We start from the raw sequence: 19,505 nt of genomic DNA on the forward strand, positions 1-19,505 counted from the left end.
CTCTGTCGGATAACCCGAACGACGTGGCACGACGAAACCCGGCCATCTGACCGGGGCGACTCGAGGCTGACCGGACGCACGCTGGACCGACAGCACCAACGAGCCGAAGGAGACACACAGATGAGCGACATCACCCACAACGGGGCCAAGCCCACCGATCGTCACATCGGGATGCTGCTGTTCGACCAGGTCGAAGAGCTCGACGCAGTCGGGCCTTGGGAGGTCCTCGCGCACTGGACCATCTCCCACCCCGAAGACGGATGGAGCATCACCACCCTGTCCGCCGACGGGGCTCCGGTCACTGGAGCCAAGGGCCTCAGCATGGGCACCGACCACTCGTACGCGACCGCCCCCGACCTCGACATCCTCATCCACCCTGGCGGGTGGGGCACCCGCAGCCTCCTCAAGGACCCCGACCACCTCGAATGGGTCCGCACCCAAGCGACCACAGCCGAGCTCATGACATCGGTGTGCACTGGGAGCCTCGTCTACGCAGCCGCTGGCCTTCTCACCGGCAGACCAGCGACCACCCACTGGGAATCGCTGAACCTGCTCTCAGAACTCGACCCCACCATCAAGATCGACGTGGCGGCCCGGTTCGTCGACGACGGCGACGTGATCACCAGCGCCGGCGTTTCCGCCGGCATCGACATGGCTCTGCACCTCGTCGCTCGCCTGGCCGGGCTCGAGCGCGCTCGCGAGGTGCGCCGCGGCATCCAGTACGACCCCCTCTCGCCGGTCTGAACTCACCGCACGTCGTCCGATCCCGACCCACCCCGATACGAGGACACCATGAAACGCACAGCCAAGGTTGCGTGAAACAGGCTCCGCCATCCACACGGTTTGCCGAGCTCCGCAAGGAGTGACGTATGAATAACAGTCCTCCTGGCTGATCGCGCGAGCCGGAGCGTCACCAAACTGGACCTGAGCAGATTGCGTCGGCTTGGGCCTTCCGGCCGCTATCGGTCCGCCAAGGTGCGTGGCCGTGCTGAGGTAGGACGCGGAGGGGTTCGTCGCAGCGTGGTCAAGAACTCCACTTGGCCGCGAGACCGCGTGGACAGCGCGTGGACAGCGCTTGCGCGCAACCTGTGAGGCATCAGAGCCGAACGAATCTCGAGAGTGAAGCCGTATGCGTCAGCTCAACTTGTTCGTCGGCGGCATGAGCTGCCGTCGCTGTGTTCGTGAAGTGACCGCTCGCCTCCGCGACGTTCCCGGAGTGGAAACGGTCAGCGCCAACCCCGGGAACTGCGTGGTCCGTCTGTCGGGCTCTATGCAGCTCGAGGACGTGCTCGCCGCGTTCGTCGGCACCAACTACCGGCCCGAGCTCGTCGGTTCCGCAGGCGGCGACAGCGGTGGGACAGCGGCTGGCAAGTCCGCGCCCTGAGCCTGTTGCCACATCCGACCACAACCGGTCCGTCGTCACAGAAGGGCACGTCATGTCTACTACGCCTTCCGCCGCGGGAGCCCGAAGCAGCCGCCGTTGGCTCGCTCTCGGCGTTATCGCCGCGGCCCAGTTCATGGTCATCATGGACACCTCCATCATCGGCGTCGCGCTGCCGGAGATGCAGCAAGACCTCGGCTTCACGCCTGAGGGGCTCAGCTGGGTCTTCAACGCCTACGTCGTCGCGTTCGGCGGCCTTCTGCTTCTCGGCGGTCGACTCTCGGACCTGTTCGGTGCCCGCCGCATCTTCAGCATCGGCTGGGTCGTCCTGGCCGCCGGGTCGCTGATCGCTGGGTTCGCCGGCAACGTCCCGGTCGAGCTCGCTGGCCGCGCCGTCCAAGGCGCCGGGTCCGCGCTCATCGCCCCTGCCGCGCTGACGTTGCTGTTCATGACGTTCGGTTCGTCGCCGAAGGAGATCACGAAGGCGTTGGCGGTGTACGGCGCCGCAGCACCCGCTGGAGGTACAGCAGGTGTGTTCCTCGGCGGGATCCTCACCGAGTACGCGTCGTGGCCATGGGTGTTCTTCATCAACGTCCCGCTGGCCGTCATCGTGCTCGCGGTGACTCGTTCGGCGCTGCCCGCAGGCGCGACTCGCCGTGGTTCCTTGGACGTCACCAGCGCCGTCACGGTCACGACCGGGCTCGCGTCGGTCGTGTTCGCTGTAGTGCGCGCCCCGCAGGCCGGGTGGACCTCGCCGTCGACGCTGATCGCCGGAATCGGCGGGGTGGCGTTGCTGGGGCTGTTCGTGGCCATGCAGGCGCGGTCGCGTGAGCCGCTGATGCGGCTCGGCATCTTCAAGGCACCAAACCTCGCTGGGTCCAACGCCGCACAGTTCCTGCTCGGTGCGGCGTGGATCCCGATGTTCTTCTTCCTTAACCTGTACCTGCAGCAGGTCCTCGGGCTTGGTGCGTTCGCGAGCGGAGCGGCGCTGCTGCCGTTGACGGTCACGATCATGGTCGGGATGATCGTCGCCGCCCCGCGGCTCATCGCTCGGTTCGGTCCAAAGGCTATGACGGTCGCTGGGCTCGCGACCCTGTCCGGCGGCCTGGTCTGGCTGTCGTTCATCGGTGCCGACGGCAGCTTCGCCGTCGACGTGCTGCCGGCGAGCCTCGTCGCTGCCGCCGGTATGGCGATGGCGTTCATTCCGTCCCTCGGGATGGCGCTGTCGTCGGCTGCACCGGAGGAGGGCGGCCTTGCAGCCGGCATCGTGAACACCAGTTACCAGGTCGGTTCGGCTCTCGGGCTGGCTGCGATGACCGCGCTCGCCGTTGCGTTCGGTGCCGACCAGGTCGGTGATCCGGTGGCGCTGACCGACGGGTTCTCCGCCGGTTTGCTCGGTGCCGCCGGGATCGCTGCCGGAGGCGCCGTCGTCGCCTGGGTGGGGCTGCGGACCCCGCAGGCGGCCTCCGAGACGACCCAGACGACGGAGCACGCCGCCGCATGAACCTGTGGGGATCGGGCGGCGACGCTGCCCCCCACACACACGCCGGTCACCACCGGCATCCACCCCCCACACCCCGGGAGTGCCCCGGGACCCACACAGGAGGAACTGTCATGAGCTTCACCGAGACCCACGACGTCGTCGGGATGACCTGCGACCACTGCGCTCGCGCTGTCAGCGCTGAGGTCGGCGCCATCGAAGGTGTCACCGACGTCGCCGTCGACGTGGCCGCCGGCGTTGTCCGCGTGACCGCCGAGCAGCCCGTGCCTGCCACGGCGTTGCGGGAAGCGGTCGAGGAGGCCGGCTACGCGCTGGCCTGACCCCTAGCCCCGTGCCCCGGTGGGAGGTACCCCCGACCCCCACCGGGGCGCGGTTTCCACGTGAGACCGTCGAGGTCTCTCCCAGGGCAGCCCACCGTGCCCGATTCGCGAACGACGGCGGAACCCTTCGTTCATCAACCGGCTGACACAGACGTGGGCTGCACCGAGGGCACATCCCGGCCATCTGACCGGCGCGATCAGGCCCGTGAACGTCCACGATTCAAAGCACCGACTATCAGCTCTACGGGGACTCCACCTCGGCCTCCGCCCGTGCCATCACTGGGTGTCTGGACTCGTCCATCACATGTCCCGATGCGGCGTCCACCGCTCAGCAGCGCCAACGAACCGAAGGACTCGAAATGACTACCACCGTTGCCTCGCAGACCTTCGACGTCATCGTCGTCGGCGGCGGCCAGGCGGGACTTGCTGTCGCCTACCACTTTGCACATCAGGAAGCGGACTTCCTGGTCCTCGACGCTGGAGCAGAGATAGGCGAGTCGTGGCGTACCCGGTGGGACTCGCTGCGCCTCTTCACTTCTGCCCAGTACGACGGGCTTCCCGGCAGGCGTTCCCCGCCGCAGACGGCGAATACCCGAGCAAGGACGTGGTGGCCGACTACCTGCGCGAGTACGCCGCTCGCTTCGCGTTCCCGCTCAGACTGCGCTGTGCGGCCACCCGGGTCGAGCAAGTAGCCGACGGATTCGTCGTCCACACCAACCAAGGCCGCCTCTCGACCCGTCAGGTGGTGATCGCCACCGGCCCGTTCCAGGAACCGGTCGTCCCACGCATGGCCGTCGGCCTGTCCAGTGGCGTCGTCCAACTGCACAGCGCCGAGTACCGGCGACCCGGCGACATCCCGACCGGCCCGGTCGTCGTCGTCGGGGCCGGCAACTCCGGACGACAGATCGCCGAGGACCTCGCCACCACCCACGACGTGACCCTGGCGGTGGGAACCGCACCGCCGCAGCTACCGCAACGGTTCCTCGGTCGCGACCTGTTCTGGTGGTTGACCCGACTGGGTCTGATGAACAAGACCGGCGAGTCGCGGCTGGCACGCCGCATGCGTGACAGTGGTGATCTGGTCATCGGCAGCCCGCTGAGGCGGCTGCGACGGCTGGGCGTGCAGGTGCGACCACGGGTCGTCTCGACAAGCGGCAACCAGGTCACGTTCCAGGACGGCGCGTCGGCGAACGCCGCGGCCGTGGTGTGGGCGACCGGGTTCCGCGCCAACTACTCCTGGGTCGACGTCCCCGACGCGCTCGATGAGCACGGCCGCCCCCGGCACCAACGCGGTATCGCTGCCGCCCGAGGGCTCGTGTTCATCGGGTTGCCGTGGCAGCACACCCGCGGGTCAGCGCTGCTCGGGTTCGTCCAGTCAGATGCCGCCTGGGTCGCCGGCCACCTCCACACCGAACGGACAGCGGGCGGACAGAGCTCGCAGACAGCCTCATCGCATCAGACCTCACCGACCTTGGGAGCTCGGCATGACCACCACAGCCTCACCAAACGCCACCCCTAGCACCGTGCCCGACACGACGGGTGGTGTCGCTGACGTGGAGACCGAGACGTGCACGCTCGACCTCGGCGGGATGACGTGCGCCTCGTGCGTCGGCCGCGTCGAGAAGGCACTGCTCAAGCTCGATGGTGTCACCGAGGCCCGGGTGAACCTGGCTACCGAGGCTGCCTCCGTCACCTACGCCCCGGACCTCGTCCGGCTCGACGACCTCACCAGGGCCGTCGTCAAGGCTGGGTACTCCGCGACGCCGCGCCGCCAGTCGGCTGGCGGGAACACCAGCGGCGGCATCGGCGCCGGGTCCGCGTCCTCGGGCAACCAGGGAGACGAGGCCGACGGAAGTGCTGCGCGCGACCGGGAGCTGTCACGGATGAAGCGCAAGTGGCAGACCGCGTTGGCGACCGGTCTCGGCCTGATGGTGCTGATGTACGTCCCGCTGTACATCGACACGATGGACTGGCTGATGCCGGCCATCTTCGTTGTCGCGACCGCCGTCCAGTGGTGGGCAGGCAAGGACCTGTACGCCTCCGCATGGGCTGCGGCGAAGCACCGCACGACGAACATGACGACGCTCGTTGCCCTGGGCACCGGTGTGGCGTGGGGCTACAGCACGTTCGTCACCTTGTGGCCGGGCCTCGTCGAACAGTGGGGGCTGCCGCTGCACGTCTACTACGAGACTTCGCTCATCATCGTCGCGTTGGTCCTGGCGGGGAAGTGGATGGAGGGCCGGGCGAAGAAGCGCACCGCGGCCGCTGTCACCGCCCTGGTCGGGCTGGCACCGAAGACCGCCCGCGTCGTCCGTGACGGCGTCGAGGTCGACATTCCCGTCGAGGACGTCGTTGGTGGTGACGTCGTCCGTATCCGCCCTGGCGAGAAGATTCCCGTCGACGGCGTCGTTGTGTCCGGCACGACGTCGGTGGACGAGTCCATGCTGACCGGTGAGAGCCTTCCGGTCGACAAGGCAACCGGCGACGCCGTCATCGGTGCCACCCTGAACACCACCGGATCGGTGCAGATCGAAGTCACCGCTGTGGGTGACGACACCGCGTTGGCTCAGATCATTCGCCTGGTCGAGGACGCCCAAGGCTCCAAGGTGCCGATGCAGCGGCTCGCCGACAAGGTCTCCGCAGTGTTCGTGCCGGCCGTCATCCTGGCTGCGTTCGCCACGTTCGTCCTCTGGGTGGTGTTCGGGCCGGCGACCGAGAACATCACCATGGCGATCACCACCACGATCGCCGTCCTCATCATCGCGTGTCCCTGCGCTCTGGGGCTGGCCACACCGACCGCGGTGATGGTCGGCACCGGCCGGGCGGCGGAGCTTGGCATCCTCATCTCCAACGGTGAAGCGCTCGAACAGGCCCGCCGGCTCACCGCGGTCGTGCTCGACAAGACCGGCACCATCACCCAAGGCAAACCCGCCCTGACGGCCATCACGACGACCGACGGGTTCACCGACGACCAGGTTCTGGCGCTGGTCGCCGCCGCCGAGAGCGGCAGCGAGCACCCGATCGCTCAAGCCATCACGTCCCACGCGTACGCCGCCGGCCTCACGGTGCCGCCGCTTGACGGATTCGAGGCTGTTCCCGGGCACGGGCTGGACGCGCTCGTCGACGGTCACCGGGTCCGGGTCGGGAACCGGGCGCTGATGCAGCGCGCCGGCGTCGACCCCTCCTCCCTCTCCGCCACGGCAGATGCTGCAGCGGACCGGGGTGAGACGCCGATGTACGTGGCCATCGGGGACCATCTGGCCGCTGTCGTCACGGTGGCCGACACCGTGAAGGCCGAGTCGGCTGAGGCGATCGCGCAGCTGGAGGCCCTTGGGCTCGAGGTGTGGATGATTACCGGCGACAACGCAGCCACCGCACACGCGGTCGCGGCCCAGGTCGGCATCACCCACGTCATGGCTGACGTGCTGCCGGCCGAGAAGGCCGCCGCCGTAGTCCGGCTGCAGGAGCAGGGTCACGTGGTCGCGATGGCCGGCGACGGCATCAACGACGCCGGCGCCCTGGCTCAAGCCGAGCTCGGCATCGCGATCGGCACCGGTGCTGACGTCGCCATCGCCGCTTCCGACATCACGCTCATTGGTGGCGACCTGCGCGGCATCGTGTCCGCGATCGCGTTGTCGCGACGCACCGTGACCACGATGAAGCAGGGCCTTGTCTGGGCGTTCCTGTTCAACATCCTGCTCATTCCGGTCGCAGCCGGGGTCCTGTACTGGTGGAACGGGCTGCTGCTCGACCCGGTGCTCGCGTCGGCGGCAATGGCGATGAGCTCGGTCAGTGTGCTTTCGAACGCGTTGCGGCTGCGGCGGTTCCGCCGACCTGCCTCCGTCGAGGAGATCCTGCACCCGCCGCTGAAGCAGCGGGTAGGCCAGTACGCATACCTGATCGGGGTCGCGGTCGTCGCGCTGGCGATCGGTGGAACGCTGACCGCGGTCAGCCGGATGGACTTCGCTGCGCGCGGCATGAACGGCACGCTGGCCTGGATTCAGACGACCGGTATGCCGATGCGGCCCGCAATGTCGACGATGATGACCGCCGAGGTCTCGCCGACCGAAGCCGCTGAGGCCGGGCTCAACGTCCAGCTGGTCGTTCCGGACACGACCCGACCCGGGGTGCCGACGACAATCACCGCGACCGTGGTCGACGCCGAAACCGGTGAGCCCATCACAGACCTGACCCGTAGCCATGAAGCGTGGATGCACTTCATCGCGACCCGCCAAGACCTCGGCACGTTCGCCCACGTCCACCCCGAACCGACCGGGCGCCCGGGTGAGCTGCAGGTCGAGGTGACGTTCCCGACCGCGGGCACGTACGTGGTGAACACCGAGTTCCGACGGCGCGGCGAGATGGCTGACGTGCACCAGCGTCAGCTGGTCACCGTCGCCGGTGACGTCCCGGAACCAGTGACGTTGGCTGCCGGCTCTCGGACCGTGATCGTGGACGGCGTCGAGGTCAAGCTGGGCGGGGACGCGGTTGTCGGTGAACCGAGCGACCTGCACTTCGAGTTCACCGACGCGACGACCGGGGAGCCGGTCGATGACCTGCGGCCGTTCCTGGCTGCAGCGGGCCACATCGTGGTGATGAGGGCCGACGCGCAGACGTTCGCCCACGAGCATGCCGAGATCGAAGACGACAATGGCCGTCCCGTATTCGCTCTTCCCGGGCAGACGTTCGGTCCCGAGCTCGACGTGCACGTCGAGTTCGACACCCCCGGTGTGTACCAGTTGTGGGGCCAGTTCCGGCTCGCAGATGGTGACGTCGTCACGGTGCCATTCACGGTCGAGGCGTCCTGACCCACCCCGCGCTGCCGGTCCACCTACCCAGAGGTGGGCCGGCAGCTCAGCCACGTTAGGAACGCCACCGGTAGGCAAACCGTTGGGAGGATTGCTAACCGCTCTAGCCTCGGAGCACGATGAAGGTGGACTCATGGACGGGGGGCGGAAGTGAACGATGTGCGATACCGGCTGCTCGGACCGATGGAGGTCTGCGTCGACGGTGCAACCGTGAAGCTGCCGGGCATCGCCGAACGTGCCTTGCTCGCCCAGCTCCTTCTCAGCCCCGGCCGCACCATTCCGGCCACGATGCTCGTGGACCGGTTGTGGTCGGAGTCGACGCTGCCAGTCGACCCGATGAACGCGCTGCAAATCCGGGTCTCCAAGCTGCGCCGCGCCCTCAAGGCCATGGGGGTCGGTGATGTGGTCACTCGCGAAGGGGTCGGGTACCGCGCGACTATCGACTCCTCGACGGTGGACGCGCTCGAGTTCGCGGACCGGGTCCGGGCCGCACGCGCGGCCGCCGCAAGCGCTGCTGACAACGGCGGTGTCGGAACGGCTCACGTGCAGGCCTATGACGACGCGCTCGCGTTGTGGCGTGGTGATCCGCTCAGCGACTTCGCGGTCGAGCAGTGGGCCACCGCCGAGAGCGCCCGTCTCTCCGAGCTCCGGTTGGCTGCGCTGACGGAACGCGCTCAGCTCGCACTGACGCTCGGCCGGCACCTGGAAGTCGTCGGAGACCTCGAACCAGTCGTTGCCCAAGACCCGACCTCGGAGTCGCTCGCCGGGTTGCTGATGCTGGCGTTGTACCGCGGTGGCCGGCAAGCCGACGCCCTCGATGTGTACAGCCGAACCCAGGAAGTCCTCGACGAGTCTCTGGGCCTTGAACCGTCGGTATCCCTACGGTCGTTGCACCTGCGGGTGCTACGCCAGGACGCGACCCTCGGCGCCCAGCAAGACATGGTCCCCGCCGCCGCGGCAGTCGCAGACGGAGCAGCGGCGACGACGATTCCGGTCACGATGCCTGCGCACCGGTCCCGCGCCGAAGCGGACCGCACGGCGCCGACGAACCTGCCTACTGTGGTCCGCCCTCTGATTGGCCGCGACGCCCAGCTGGAGTCCATCGTCGAGCTACTCGGCGGCGTACGGCTGCTGACCTTGGTTGGCCCGGGCGGCGCCGGGAAGACGTCTCTGGCGATCACCACCGTCGTTCGAACGTCGGCGGAATACCTAGACGGGGCGTTCGGGGTGCGGCTCGCGTCGGTGACTACCCCCGACCAGGTGCCGGTCGCGGTCGCTGACGCTGTCGGGATGCCGATGGATGGCGCCGGCGCGGCCCGCAACCTTCGCGATCGGCTCATCTCGTTCTTGGCTCGGCGCCGCATGCTGCTGCTGGTCGACAACTGTGAACACGTCGTCGATGCCGTCGCCGCCCTCGTCGACGACATCCTTGGCCGCTGCCCCGACATCACCGTCATCGCGACCAGCCGCGAAGCCCTTGCCATTCCCGACGAGGTGCAGGTCACCGTCGGCCCTCTGGAAATCCCACCCGAGGACACTTCGGCAGGTGACGTGCTCGCCTACCCAGCGGCGCAGCTCTTCGCTGAACGCGCTCGTGCCGTGCGCCCCGGGTTGTTGTTCGGGGCACGCGACCTGGCCGCGATCGGTGCCATCACCCGGTCTCTCGACGGCATCCCGCTCGCCCTCGAGCTCGCCGCCGCACGGGTGTCCACGCTGTCTCCGGCCGAGGTGTCCGAACGGCTCGCGAACCGGTTCACCTTGCTCACCTCGGGCGCCCGCACCGCTGAAGCACGACAGCAGACGTTGCGCGCCACCGTCGACTGGAGCTACCAGCTGCTCTCCGAGGCAGAACAACGGGTCTTTGACCGACTCTCGGTGTTCCAGGGCGGTTGGACGTTGATGTCGGCTGAGGGTGTCGTCGCAGATGAAGGAGCACCCCCCGGCGAGGTCCTCGACACGATCGGCCGGCTCGTTGAGCGGTCCATGGTCGTCGCCGAACCCGGCCCCACCACCAGGTACCGGATGTTGGAGACGCTGCGTCAGTACGCTGCTGAACAGCTTGAGGCGTACGGGCAGACGGTCGAGGTGGCGCGACGTCACGCCGCCTACTTCCGGGGCATCGTCGAGCACGCCGAAGTTGCGTTGCGTGGGCACGAACAACGGCAGACGCTGCTGTGGTTGCGTGCCGAACAACCCAACATTCGTGCCGCTCTGGCGTTCCTGGGCGGCCCTGACGGCGATCGGGACGGCGCGTTGATGATGGCTGGTTCCCTCGGCATGTTCTGGCACCTCGGCCGTCACCTCGAAGGCCGCCAGGTGTTGGCGCGGCTGGTTGTCGGCGACGAAGGGTCGCCGGCGGCGCGGGCGCTCGCGCTGCAAGCAATCTCGATAGTCGAACGCCCCCGCGGCTGCCTCGTCCACCCCAACCCCGGGTGCGCCGACGCTGCGGCGGAGAGCCTGGCCCTGTTTGAAGAGCTCGGCGACACTTGGCACGCGGCCCTATCCCGAGTCCTCCTCGCCGTCGAAGGAGTTACCGGCGCGGAACCGGAGCGGTCAGAGGCGCTGCTCGCGGCGGCACAGGAACAGTTCGACCACGACGGTGACCCGTGGGGGCCCGCTGTCATCGGGTTCGTCCGGATGGAGACCGCAGCGAAGACAGGGGACGTCGACGCCGCCATCCGTATCGGCCGCACCACCGCTGCTGCGTTCCGGCAGCTCGACGACTCGTGGGGGCTGTCCGCGACTCTGTACCACCTCGGGTGGGCGCTACGGCAGTTCGGTCGGTACGCAGAAGGGGCGCCCGTCCTGGAGGAAGCGATCGATGTGGCGCGGGGTGCCGGGTTGTGGAACACCGCACAGTGGGCGCTAGCGGACCTGGCGATCGCGAAGGTGCACTTGGGTGACTACGAAACTGCGAGACGGCTGTTCGACGAAGGAGCGGCCGCGTCCCGCGAGGTCGGTGACAGTGCCGGGGAGGTTCTTGCGGGGTACGGGTACGGCCTACTGGCTCACGTCGACGGAGACTGGGGCGAAGCGAGGCGACACTACGAGGTCGCATTGGACGGGTTCATCGAACTCGCAACGCCCGTCCTCGAAGGTGTCGCGTTGGTTGGGTTGGGGCGGTGCGATGAAGCCGACGGTGACACCGCCGCGGCTCGGGCCCGGTACTCGGAAGCGTTGGGGCTGGGTCGTCGGCTGGGCGAACCGGCCGTGACCGCGTCTGCGCTCGAGGGGCTGGGACGTCTCGCGTTCGCATCAGGCGACCGGGACGACGCCGCCGTGCGGTGCGGTGAAGCCGCCGCGATCCGCGAACGCCTTCACCGGCCTGCACCACCGCACGAACGTGCCGACTCGCGCACCTCGCCGACGCACTGTGACGCAGCCACCTGAGCGGTCACGCTCTGTTCGGGCAGGGAACCTGGCGCCGGGTCGTGGGACGCGCGTTGGGAGGACCTCACTCGCGTTGCGCGACTCCGTCGAGAATCAACTCGAGTCCCCAGCTGAACTCGTCGCCGAAGTCGTAGCCAGGTTGGAGGTAGTAGTCGGTGGCCATCTCCACCAGGTGGGGGTACTCACCCGTCGTGAACCGCTCCATGATTGGTTCGGCCACGTCAGCGACCGTGTCGGCGCCGTCGAACGGCAGCCCGGCCTCCTGGAGTGCGAACCCGTACACGTAGCTGTCCAGCAACGCGTAGGCGTGGGCGGTCAACGCCGGCGTTGGCGATTCGAAGCCCCCGTGCTCGAGGGCCTGCCATCCCAATGCGAATTGCGTCTTGCTCTCAAGAAACTGGTCGTAGATGTGCTCTGCCCACTCCCACACCACGGGCTCCGGGACCCACACTTCGACGCTCAGTTCTTGGGTGTCGATGAGGTCCGCAAGCTCCTCAACGGCAGAAAGGCGTAGTCGTCCCTCACCCATGCAGTTCGCGTCCAGACAAACCGCCACCAACGTCTCTGGCAGCTCCATCGGAGGCGGCTCATTCCTACCCACGACCCGATGCTCCCGCATCGGAGACCGCGTGACCACATGATCGTCGGCATCCAGGACGTCGGCATCAGGCTTCCACAGGACGGCGAAACGCGTCGATCCCAGAGAGGCGCACTTCCTGCCACTCGCGGCAGAATGACGCATCGCAAGATCGGCGGGGCCGCCGAAGCTCCCACTCCGCCCCATGCGGCTACATAGCTTGATGGCGGTCCGCCTCAGACACAAGAGTTCTCGGGTCGTGTTGTGAAGGTGCATGAAGACGTACCGAGCGAGTCACCTCGGTGACGTGCTGGGCGGGTCACCTCGGTGACGTGCTGGGCGGGTCAGGTCAGTAGTGAGTCCAGGCGCTTCTGAATCTTGGACACCTGGCGGCGCTCATGAGGGCAGGCCGCGAGCCAGCGGCGAAGCACCGCCTCTTCCTTGTCGCGCTCACCGAGCTTGCGATGGATAATCGCTGCCTGTTCGGTGTACCACGGGGCCGGCTCCCGGCCCTCGCGGTCGTTCTCAGCAGCCTGAATGGCGCCGTAGCAGAGCGCAAGTGCCTCGTTCAGTCGTCCCTCGCGCTTGAGTTGCTTGATCGGCTCCACCGTCTCCAGATAGTGCAGCCGGCCCACCATGCCCGCCTTAAACTGCTCCGCTCGCTCGCCGCCACCTGTGAGCGCAAGGTCCACCATCCGGGTGGTGTCGGCTGCTCGTTGAGCGCGCCGCTCCTCGACGGTGACGGCTGGAGGGTTCGAGGCCGTGTGGGGCCACTGGGCCGGGCCGTCCCCGGCGAAGAGCCATCCGCGGACCCGGAGTCCCTTCGGTGTCGGTGCTGCCCACATCTGGACCTGACACTCCAGCGTCCGGTCGCGGGCCATGCCGCGAGCAATGAAGCTCGGGACATACCCAACCCGGGTCCCCGCCACGTGGACTGCCACGGCGTTCGGGTCGATCGGGTTCTCCGGCTCCGGGACCAGTCGCCCGCGCTGTTCGAGCAGGCCGCCCCCAGCCAGACCCATCGATGCGAACAGGCCGGCCAGGGCCGCAGCGCCGTGGGTGGTGGTGCCTGCCATCTCGACCGGTTCGCATAAGGTCGGCACGCTGATCTCCGCCCGGACGGTCAACTGGGGTGCGGGTCTCGTGTCGCGACGGCGGAAGAACTTCATCTGCACCACGGTGCCATCACCGCTGGCTCTCCGCAGCCAGTCCTGCCCGCCGCATTCGCTGGTCGGCTCAGTTCTGCTGCATGTGTTGGGCGTCGGGTCTACGGTGCTGTGCGTTCCGAAAGTCAGGTCTGAAGGGGCGATCATGGCGAAGCGCGGCTTTTTCGCGGAGATGAACTACCAGGCACAACAGGCAGAGAAGCGGCGCCGCCAGCAGGAGGCGCAGGCCGTACGTGCGCACAATGCCGCGGTCCGAGAGCACGAGCGTGCCGTGAAGGCCGCCGAGCGTGCTCGTGCCACCGCTGCTCGAGCCTCCGACGCCCAGCGCAAGGCCGCGGAGAAGGAAGCCCTGCGCCTGCATGTCGAGGCGCGGACGGCAGAGGTCGAGGCAATGAACAAGGACCTCGCCGCCTCATACGACGACATCGACGGGCTGCTTGCCTGGACTCTCGACTTCGACGACTACGTCGACCTGGAGTCGCTGAAGGTCACCGCCGAGCACCCGCGGTTCGATCCCGGCAAGCTCGCTACTCCAACGTCTCCGGTCCCCGACCTTGTCTACCCGCCACAACCGGAGTATCAGGAGCCGCCTGCCCCCAAGGGGCTGTCCGGCGCGTTCGGCGGGAAGAAGAAGCACGCCGAAGCCGTCGCTGCCGCTCAGGCCGACCACCAACGCCGCGTCCAGGAATGGAACGACAACAACACCAGAAAGCACGCCGACCAGATCGCGGCCCTCGCGGCCCGCGAAAAGGCCGAAGCCGAGCGGCTCGAGAAGCTCGGGGAAGCCGAGGCCGCCTACCGGGCCGAGTGTGCGCAGCGCGAAACCGATGCTGCGACCAAGAACGAGGAACTGGCCAGGTTCATCAACGACCTGGCGTTCGACGTTGAATACGCCATCGAGGACTACGTCGGCATCGTCCTCTCGAACTCCGTCTACCCGGACGCCTTCCCCGTCGAACACGAACACGGCTTTGACCTTGTCAGCCGCGAACTCACCCTGCAGGTCGACATCCCTGAGCCCTCCGCCCTGCCGGCAGTCAAGGAGTACCGGTACGTCAAGGCGAAGGACGAGATCACAGCCACCCAGCTGACCGCCAAGGCACAGAAGGACCGTTACAGCGCAGCCGCCAACCAGGTCGCCGTGCGCACGCTGCACGAGGTCTTCGAGGCCGACCGCGCGGGCAAGATCCACTCAATCGCTCTCACCGTCGGTGTCAACCGCATCGCTCCAGCCACCGGGCAGCCCGAGTACGTGCCGCTCGTGATCGTCGCAGCTGACCGAGACACGTTCACCTCCTTCGATCTCGCGAACGTCGTCCCGTCGGCGACCTTGGCTCATCTCGGCGCAGCGATCTCCAAGTCGCCCTCCGACCTCACCCCGGCCGATACCAGCCGCGGCGTCCGGCAGCGAAGCCAGTGATGCGGTTCAACCCACCTCCCGGGTGGCCACAACCTCCGGCCGGATGGGTGCCGCCACCAGGGTGGAAGCCCGACCCTTCCTGGCCCGAGATGCCCGACGGATGGCAGCTGTGGCTGCCCGACGAGAGCAACCCCGAGCCGCCGGCCCCGAGCCCAGAACCCACTCAGCCACCCTCGCAGACGAATGCAGCAGAGGAGCCGAGCGGACCGCCGCCTCTGGATCCAGTGGCACAAGAACCCGTCCCGGCCGCACCAGTGCCACCTCCGATCACTGACCCCGGGCCGGACGCCAGCGCCCTGCTGAGGCGGATCGCTGAGCTCGAAGCCGCCCTGACGCAGGCTGGCGGTGAGGTCATCGAGCTCAACGACCAGCGCGTCCTCCAAGACGTCGGTATCTATCGCTACCACCACCCGCTCGAAGACGCCGCCGCATATAAGGACCGTCTCGCGGACATCAACGGACGCATCGACGACCTCGTGAAGGCCAACCGGGCCGTCCTCGCCGCCGACATGTTCACGTTCGACGGTTCGCTGGCCAAGGGCCGCAAGATGGTCGGCGACCTCTCCAAACTCATGCTCCGCGCCTACAACGCTGAAGCGGACAACTGCGTCCGATCCCTCCGCAACGGCAACATCTCCACCGCCAAGAAGCGGCTCGAGAACGCGATGAAGTCCATCGAGAAGCTCGGCGTCATCATGGAGATGCGGATCAATCCGGACTACCACGACCTCCGCATCGAAGAACTCGAGCTCACTGCGGACTACCAGATAAAGGTCCAGGAGGAGAAGGAAAAGGCAAGAGAGGAACGCGAGCTCCTCCGCGAACAGCGCAAGGCCGAGCAGGAACTCGCCGCAGAACGCGAGCGGCTCGAGAAGGAAAGGGCGCACTACACCACTGCGCTCGAACAGCTCCGGGCGAAGGGTGACACCGCCGCAGCCGACGAGCTTGCCGGTCGCCTAGCCGAGATCGACCAGGCCATCGAGGCAAACGACTACCGCACGGCCAATATCCGCGCCGGCTACATCTACGTCATCTCCAACATCGGTGCGCTCGGCCCCAACATCGTCAAAATCGGCATGACCCGGCGCCTCGAGCCCCGGGACCGAGTCCGCGAGCTCGGCGACGCCTCCGTGCCGTTCCTCTACGACACCCACGCCCTCTTTTTCTCGGACGACGCGGTCACCCTCGAGAACGAGCTCCACAAAGCCTTCGCGGACCGTCGCGTTAACTTCGTCAACGAACGCCGCGAGTTCTTCTTCGCCACCCCCACCGAGGTCCGAGAACTCCTCATGCAGAAGGTCGGAGGGCTCCTCGAGTTCAACGAGGCGCCCGAGGCGCCCGAGTACTACCAGTCTCGAGGCCGCTGGCCAGGAGCCGACCGAGGGCAGTGATGCGGGGAGAGCTCGAGCTCCCTCGCGTAGCGGAACGCGGTCGTGGCCACCGAACATCGACCGCACCTGGCGACTTCGAAGCACGAGCAGCGGGCCCGGTGTACCCGCCAGGCGGCGGAATGAGCCGCTTACACCGCCAACGCATCCGTCCCCCTCCGATGACTCGAAGACACATTGAATCCAGCGGCCTGCTCGAGTTCATGCGAGTTCGCCTGCGGCCATCGATCTCGCCCACGCGTTCGACGGAGTGATCCGGCCGGGTAGCTCGATGTCGAAGAGCGCGATGCCTCGTTCGTCGGCGAACTCGGCGGCCTGGCTGGTGTACCCGGACAGGGAGAAGAACGCCATCCGGCGACCTCCGCTGGCGCCGGCAAGTTGCTGCATTGTCGGGCGGGTCACTGGGCGTGATGTGTACTTCACCTGGGCGACCACTCGTGTCGACGTCACGTCGAGCCCGCTGTCTGCACCTCCAGGGGTGACGGTTGCGTCGGGGTACCCGAACTGTCGCAGTGCGGCTGCGGACAGTTGCTCGGCCTGCTGCCACATCGCTTCGACGACGACAAGGTCGAGCGGTGAATTGTGTGCGGCTGATTCAGCCTCGTCGAGGTTGCCGGCGCCGAACGTCAACGAGTTCAACCATCGCAGGCGGCGCTCTTCGTCTGTCTCCGCCGGGGTGAGGCCAAGGACGTGACGGCCCCACGCGAACGAGTTGTGGAGGCGGAGCTCCGCGACCTCGAACAAGGCGACTGCTTCCGGGCTGGGGCCGCGGTCGGCGTACAGATCTGACTTGAGCGCAGCCCGAGCTCGCACCATCCCTTCGTCGGCTGCAGCCTGGGCTTCCGCCAAACCTTTGCGCGCGCGTCGACGTGCGCTCATCGAGGGGAGCCGGCTGATATGGACCTGAGCCTGAGCGCTGGCCATGGTGGCGCGATGTTCTGCGTTGACGCGCATCAACGCTTCCACAGCGTTCAGTGCGCCGAGCCTATCTGAACGAGTCGCTAGCTTCGCTCGCGCGATGGCGGTCTCGTCGGCCTGGGGTTGGCGCCAGAACTGCCAGCCTGGCGGTGCTGCCCTCCATTGACGATCCGGTGTCCAGCCACGCGGTGGATGCCAGCCCGGTGGCGCCGGCGGCCAGTGCGGAGGTGCAACCCACACCGGTTCTGGTCGTGCGGGCGGGCGAGTCCAGCCCCGGTAGAACATCTCGGCGACCTCGTCGTCGGCGACGACTTGCCAGAACTCCCAATTGTCTGGTGCCGTCGGCCAGTACCTGCTCGGACGCCAGTCCACCTCCGGTTCGAACTCGGGTGGCGCGTCGTCCCAGCCCGGTGGTGCCACCCACCTGAGCGAGAAGCGGCCCACGAGAGCACCTGGGGGTGCGTCTGGGGTCAGGGCTTCACTCATCGGGCCATTCTCGCCGAGCGGTCGGAGCAGCGTGACCGTTTCGCCTCGTGCCCACCACGCTCTGACGGTCCGTTAGGCCGAGTCATCGTGGGCGAGATGGGACGCGATCCATGCGGAGCTGACAAAGTCGTTTGCGCTACTACTGACAGAGTCCAGCTATCCCCACGGAGCCGACTGACAGAATCATGCGGCTCCGTCACCGGTCGCCGCTGCCGCCCTCAGCTCAACGAGTCGACGAGCTCCGTGATGCGGCGCCGGATCTCGTCGCGGATCGGGCGCACCGCCTCGAGGTCCTGTCCGGCGGGGTCGTCGAGCGCCCAGTCCTCGTAGCGCTTGCCGGGGAAGAACGGGCAGGCGTCGCCGCAGCCCATGGTGACCACCACGTCGGACTCCTGGACAGCCTCGGTGGTGAGGATCTTGGGCTCGGCCGAGGTGATGTCGATCCCGACCTCCGCCATCGCGGCGACGGCGACGGGGTTGATCTGGTCAGCGGGCTGGGATCCGGCCGACAGCACCTCGATCCGGTCGCCCGCGAGGTGCTGGAGCCAGCCCGCGGCCATCTGGGAGCGCCCGGCGTTGTGGACGCAGACGAAGAGCACGGTGGGCTTGCCGGTCATGGGGTCTCCGTCTCGACGGTGGTGAGGTAGAGGTAGCGGACGAGCAGGGCGGCCAGGACGCCGCCACCAAGCTGGGCGAGCACGAACCACGGCACCGAGGACGGGCTGATGCCGGCGAAGGTGTCGGAGAACATCCGCGCGACGGTGACGGCCGGGTTGGCGAAGCTGGTCGACGAGGTGAACCAGTACGCCGCGGCGATGTAGCCGCCGACGGCGAACGCGACCGTCTCCGTGCGTCCGGTGCGGATGCTGCCGAAGATGATCAGCACCAGCCCGACGGTGGCGACGACCTCGGCGAGCAGCAGGTGCCCGCCGGTGCGGTCGTGGGTGGAGATGGTGACCGGGTCGAGGTCGAACATCAGGTTCGCGACCACCGCGCCGGCGATGCCGCCGACCACCTGGGCGACGACGAGCACGGCCGCGGTCGTGGTGGTGATCAGCCCGAAGGCGCGCTCGACGAGGGTCACGACCGGGTTGAACGCCGCCGAGACCGGCTGCAGCGCGAGGATCAGCGCGACCAGGACGGCGCCGGTGGCGATGCTGTTTTCGAGCAGCTGGAGCCCGACGTCGTCCGGCGACAGCCGACTGGCGGCGATACCGGATCCGATGACGGCGGCGACGAGGAACGCCGTACCGACGAGCTCCGCGACGGCCCGGCGGGGCAGGTCGGGGTTCACCTCGCGACGCCGCCGATGAGGGCGCCGAGGTCGGCGAGGGCGTCGCGCCGTACGGCGTAGTAGACCCAGACGCCGCGCTTGGTGCGATCGAGCAGCCCGACCTCGTGCAGCACCTTGAGGTGGTGGCTGATGGTCGGCTGGGACAGGTCGAAGGCGTCGTTCAGGTCGCAGACGCACGCCTCGCCGTCGGCGTGCGACGCGACGAGGGAGAGGAGGCGGAGCCGGACCGGGTCGGCGAGCGCCTTGAGCAGCGGTGCGATGCGCGCGGCCTGGTCCTCGGCGAGCGGCTCCTGGGTGAGAGGCGAGCAGCAGGCCACCGTCTCGACCGGGGTCAGCACCAGAGACTTCGACATGGATCGATATTGACAGATATCGATGTCTGATCGCAAGATGGCCATTACATCGACAACCATCAATGTCTAGGAGTGACCATGTCCCGAGTCCAGCTGGCCCTCAACGTCGACGACCTCGAGGAGTCCGTCGCCTTCTACTCGAAGCTCTTCGGCACCGAGCCCGCCAAGCGCCGACCCGGCTACGCGAACTTCGCGGTCGCCGAGCCGCCCCTCAAGCTGGTGCTCGTGGAGAACCCCGGCCAGGGCGGGAGCCTCAACCACCTCGGCGTGGAGGTCGCCGACGTCGACACCGTGGACACCGAGCAGACCCGGCTGGCCGAGTCGGGACTCGCGTCGGTCGACGAGCGCGGCACCACCTGCTGCTACGCGAAGCAGGACAAGTTCTGGGTCGAGGGTGCGCCCGACGGGGAGCGGTGGGAGGTGTACACCGTCCTCGCCGACAGTCCGACGTTCGCGGCTGCCGAGGCCTGCTGCTAGCTCGACCCGACAGGAGGTCGGGGCCG

The 19,505-nt window shown here is 67.8% G+C and carries 17 protein-coding genes; 11 read left to right on the forward strand and 6 right to left on the reverse strand.

The annotated features are described in order from the left end of the window. The first annotated feature begins 120 nt into the window (after positions 1–120). The 8 genes from ABLE68_RS08715 (at position 121) to ABLE68_RS08745 (ending at position 11,400) form a co-directional block, all read left to right on the forward strand. A complete protein-coding gene (locus ABLE68_RS08715) occupies positions 121–744 on the forward strand; it encodes a DJ-1/PfpI family protein (RefSeq protein WP_348870920.1) in 624 nt (207 codons plus the stop codon). 385 nt (positions 745–1,129) lie between these two features. Further along, positions 1,130–1,384 carry a cation transporter gene (locus tag ABLE68_RS08720; RefSeq protein WP_348870921.1) on the forward strand — a complete coding sequence of 85 codons (255 nt, stop codon included), beginning with the start codon at positions 1,130–1,132 and terminating at the stop codon, positions 1,382–1,384. Continuing rightward, the gene (locus tag ABLE68_RS08725; RefSeq protein ID WP_348870922.1) at positions 1,353–2,885 is read left to right on the forward strand and encodes an MFS transporter; all 1,533 of its coding nucleotides are present in this window, start codon (positions 1,353–1,355) and stop codon (positions 2,883–2,885) included. The genes ABLE68_RS08720 and ABLE68_RS08725 overlap by 32 nt, the downstream gene beginning before the upstream one ends. A gap of 110 nt (positions 2,886–2,995) precedes the next feature. Beyond that, a complete protein-coding gene (locus tag ABLE68_RS08730) occupies positions 2,996–3,202 on the forward strand; it encodes a heavy-metal-associated domain-containing protein (protein ID WP_348870923.1) in 207 nt (68 codons plus the stop codon). Positions 3,203–3,561: 359 nt separating this feature from the next. After that, positions 3,562–3,894: an FAD-dependent oxidoreductase gene (locus tag ABLE68_RS22305; protein WP_425475622.1), complete on the forward strand. Its 333-nt coding sequence runs from the start codon at positions 3,562–3,564 to the stop codon at positions 3,892–3,894. Next, a complete protein-coding gene (locus tag ABLE68_RS08735) occupies positions 3,810–4,721 on the forward strand; it encodes a flavin-containing monooxygenase (protein ID WP_348870924.1) in 912 nt (303 codons plus the stop codon). Before ABLE68_RS22305 ends, ABLE68_RS08735 begins: the two co-directional genes overlap by 85 nt. Next, on the forward strand, positions 4,687–8,010 hold the full coding sequence (locus ABLE68_RS08740; RefSeq protein WP_348870925.1) for a heavy metal translocating P-type ATPase: 3,324 nt from the start codon (positions 4,687–4,689) through the stop codon (positions 8,008–8,010). Before ABLE68_RS08735 ends, ABLE68_RS08740 begins: the two co-directional genes overlap by 35 nt. Positions 8,011–8,220: 210 nt before the next feature. Continuing rightward, positions 8,221–11,400 (forward strand): AfsR/SARP family transcriptional regulator, encoded by a 3,180-nt coding sequence (locus tag ABLE68_RS08745; RefSeq protein WP_348870926.1) that lies wholly within the window; start codon positions 8,221–8,223, stop codon positions 11,398–11,400. 64 nt (positions 11,401–11,464) lie between these two features. On the opposite strand, the gene ABLE68_RS08750 is transcribed toward ABLE68_RS08745, so the two are convergent. Together ABLE68_RS08750 and ABLE68_RS08755 are read right to left on the reverse strand one after the other, a co-directional pair. Next, positions 11,465–11,977, reverse strand: a complete 513-nt coding sequence (locus tag ABLE68_RS08750; protein ID WP_348870927.1) for a TetR/AcrR family transcriptional regulator C-terminal domain-containing protein — start codon at positions 11,975–11,977, stop codon at positions 11,465–11,467. A gap of 344 nt (positions 11,978–12,321) precedes the next feature. Beyond that, entirely contained in the window at positions 12,322–13,146 is an 825-nt protein-coding gene (locus tag ABLE68_RS08755; protein WP_348870928.1) for an HIRAN domain-containing protein, read from the reverse strand. A gap of 142 nt (positions 13,147–13,288) precedes the next feature. Here ABLE68_RS08755 and ABLE68_RS08760 point away from each other — a divergent pair, with 142 nt between their 5' ends. Both ABLE68_RS08760 and ABLE68_RS08765 read left to right on the forward strand, forming a co-directional pair. After that, on the forward strand, positions 13,289–14,563 hold the full coding sequence (locus tag ABLE68_RS08760) for a hypothetical protein (RefSeq protein WP_348870929.1): 1,275 nt from the start codon (positions 13,289–13,291) through the stop codon (positions 14,561–14,563). A 254-nt stretch (positions 14,564–14,817) separates the two neighbouring features. After that, a complete protein-coding gene (locus tag ABLE68_RS08765) occupies positions 14,818–15,954 on the forward strand; it encodes an SNIPE associated domain-containing protein (RefSeq protein WP_348870930.1) in 1,137 nt (378 codons plus the stop codon). 198 nt (positions 15,955–16,152) lie between these two features. Here ABLE68_RS08765 and ABLE68_RS08770 read toward each other — a convergent pair whose 3' ends face one another. From ABLE68_RS08770 to ABLE68_RS08785, 4 genes are all read right to left on the reverse strand, one after another. Continuing rightward, a complete protein-coding gene (locus ABLE68_RS08770; protein WP_348870931.1) occupies positions 16,153–17,355 on the reverse strand; it encodes a restriction endonuclease in 1,203 nt (400 codons plus the stop codon). A gap of 218 nt (positions 17,356–17,573) precedes the next feature. Next, entirely contained in the window at positions 17,574–17,972 is a 399-nt protein-coding gene (locus ABLE68_RS08775) for an arsenate reductase ArsC (RefSeq protein ID WP_348870932.1), read from the reverse strand. Next, positions 17,969–18,649, reverse strand: coding sequence for an aquaporin (locus ABLE68_RS08780; protein ID WP_348870933.1), 681 nt, complete (start codon positions 18,647–18,649; stop codon positions 17,969–17,971). The genes ABLE68_RS08775 and ABLE68_RS08780 overlap by 4 nt, the downstream gene beginning before the upstream one ends. Beyond that, positions 18,646–19,002 (reverse strand): metalloregulator ArsR/SmtB family transcription factor, encoded by a 357-nt coding sequence (locus ABLE68_RS08785; RefSeq protein ID WP_348870934.1) that lies wholly within the window; start codon positions 19,000–19,002, stop codon positions 18,646–18,648. The genes ABLE68_RS08780 and ABLE68_RS08785 overlap by 4 nt, the downstream gene beginning before the upstream one ends. A 78-nt stretch (positions 19,003–19,080) precedes the next feature. Here ABLE68_RS08785 and ABLE68_RS08790 point away from each other — a divergent pair, with 78 nt between their 5' ends. Continuing rightward, positions 19,081–19,479: an ArsI/CadI family heavy metal resistance metalloenzyme gene (locus tag ABLE68_RS08790; RefSeq protein ID WP_348870935.1), complete on the forward strand. Its 399-nt coding sequence runs from the start codon at positions 19,081–19,083 to the stop codon at positions 19,477–19,479. The last annotated feature ends 26 nt before the right edge of the window (positions 19,480–19,505 follow it).

This window comes from Nocardioides pollutisoli, assembly GCF_040045055.1.
In the GTDB taxonomy this organism is placed as follows: domain Bacteria; phylum Actinomycetota; class Actinomycetes; order Propionibacteriales; family Nocardioidaceae; genus Nocardioides; species Nocardioides tweenelious.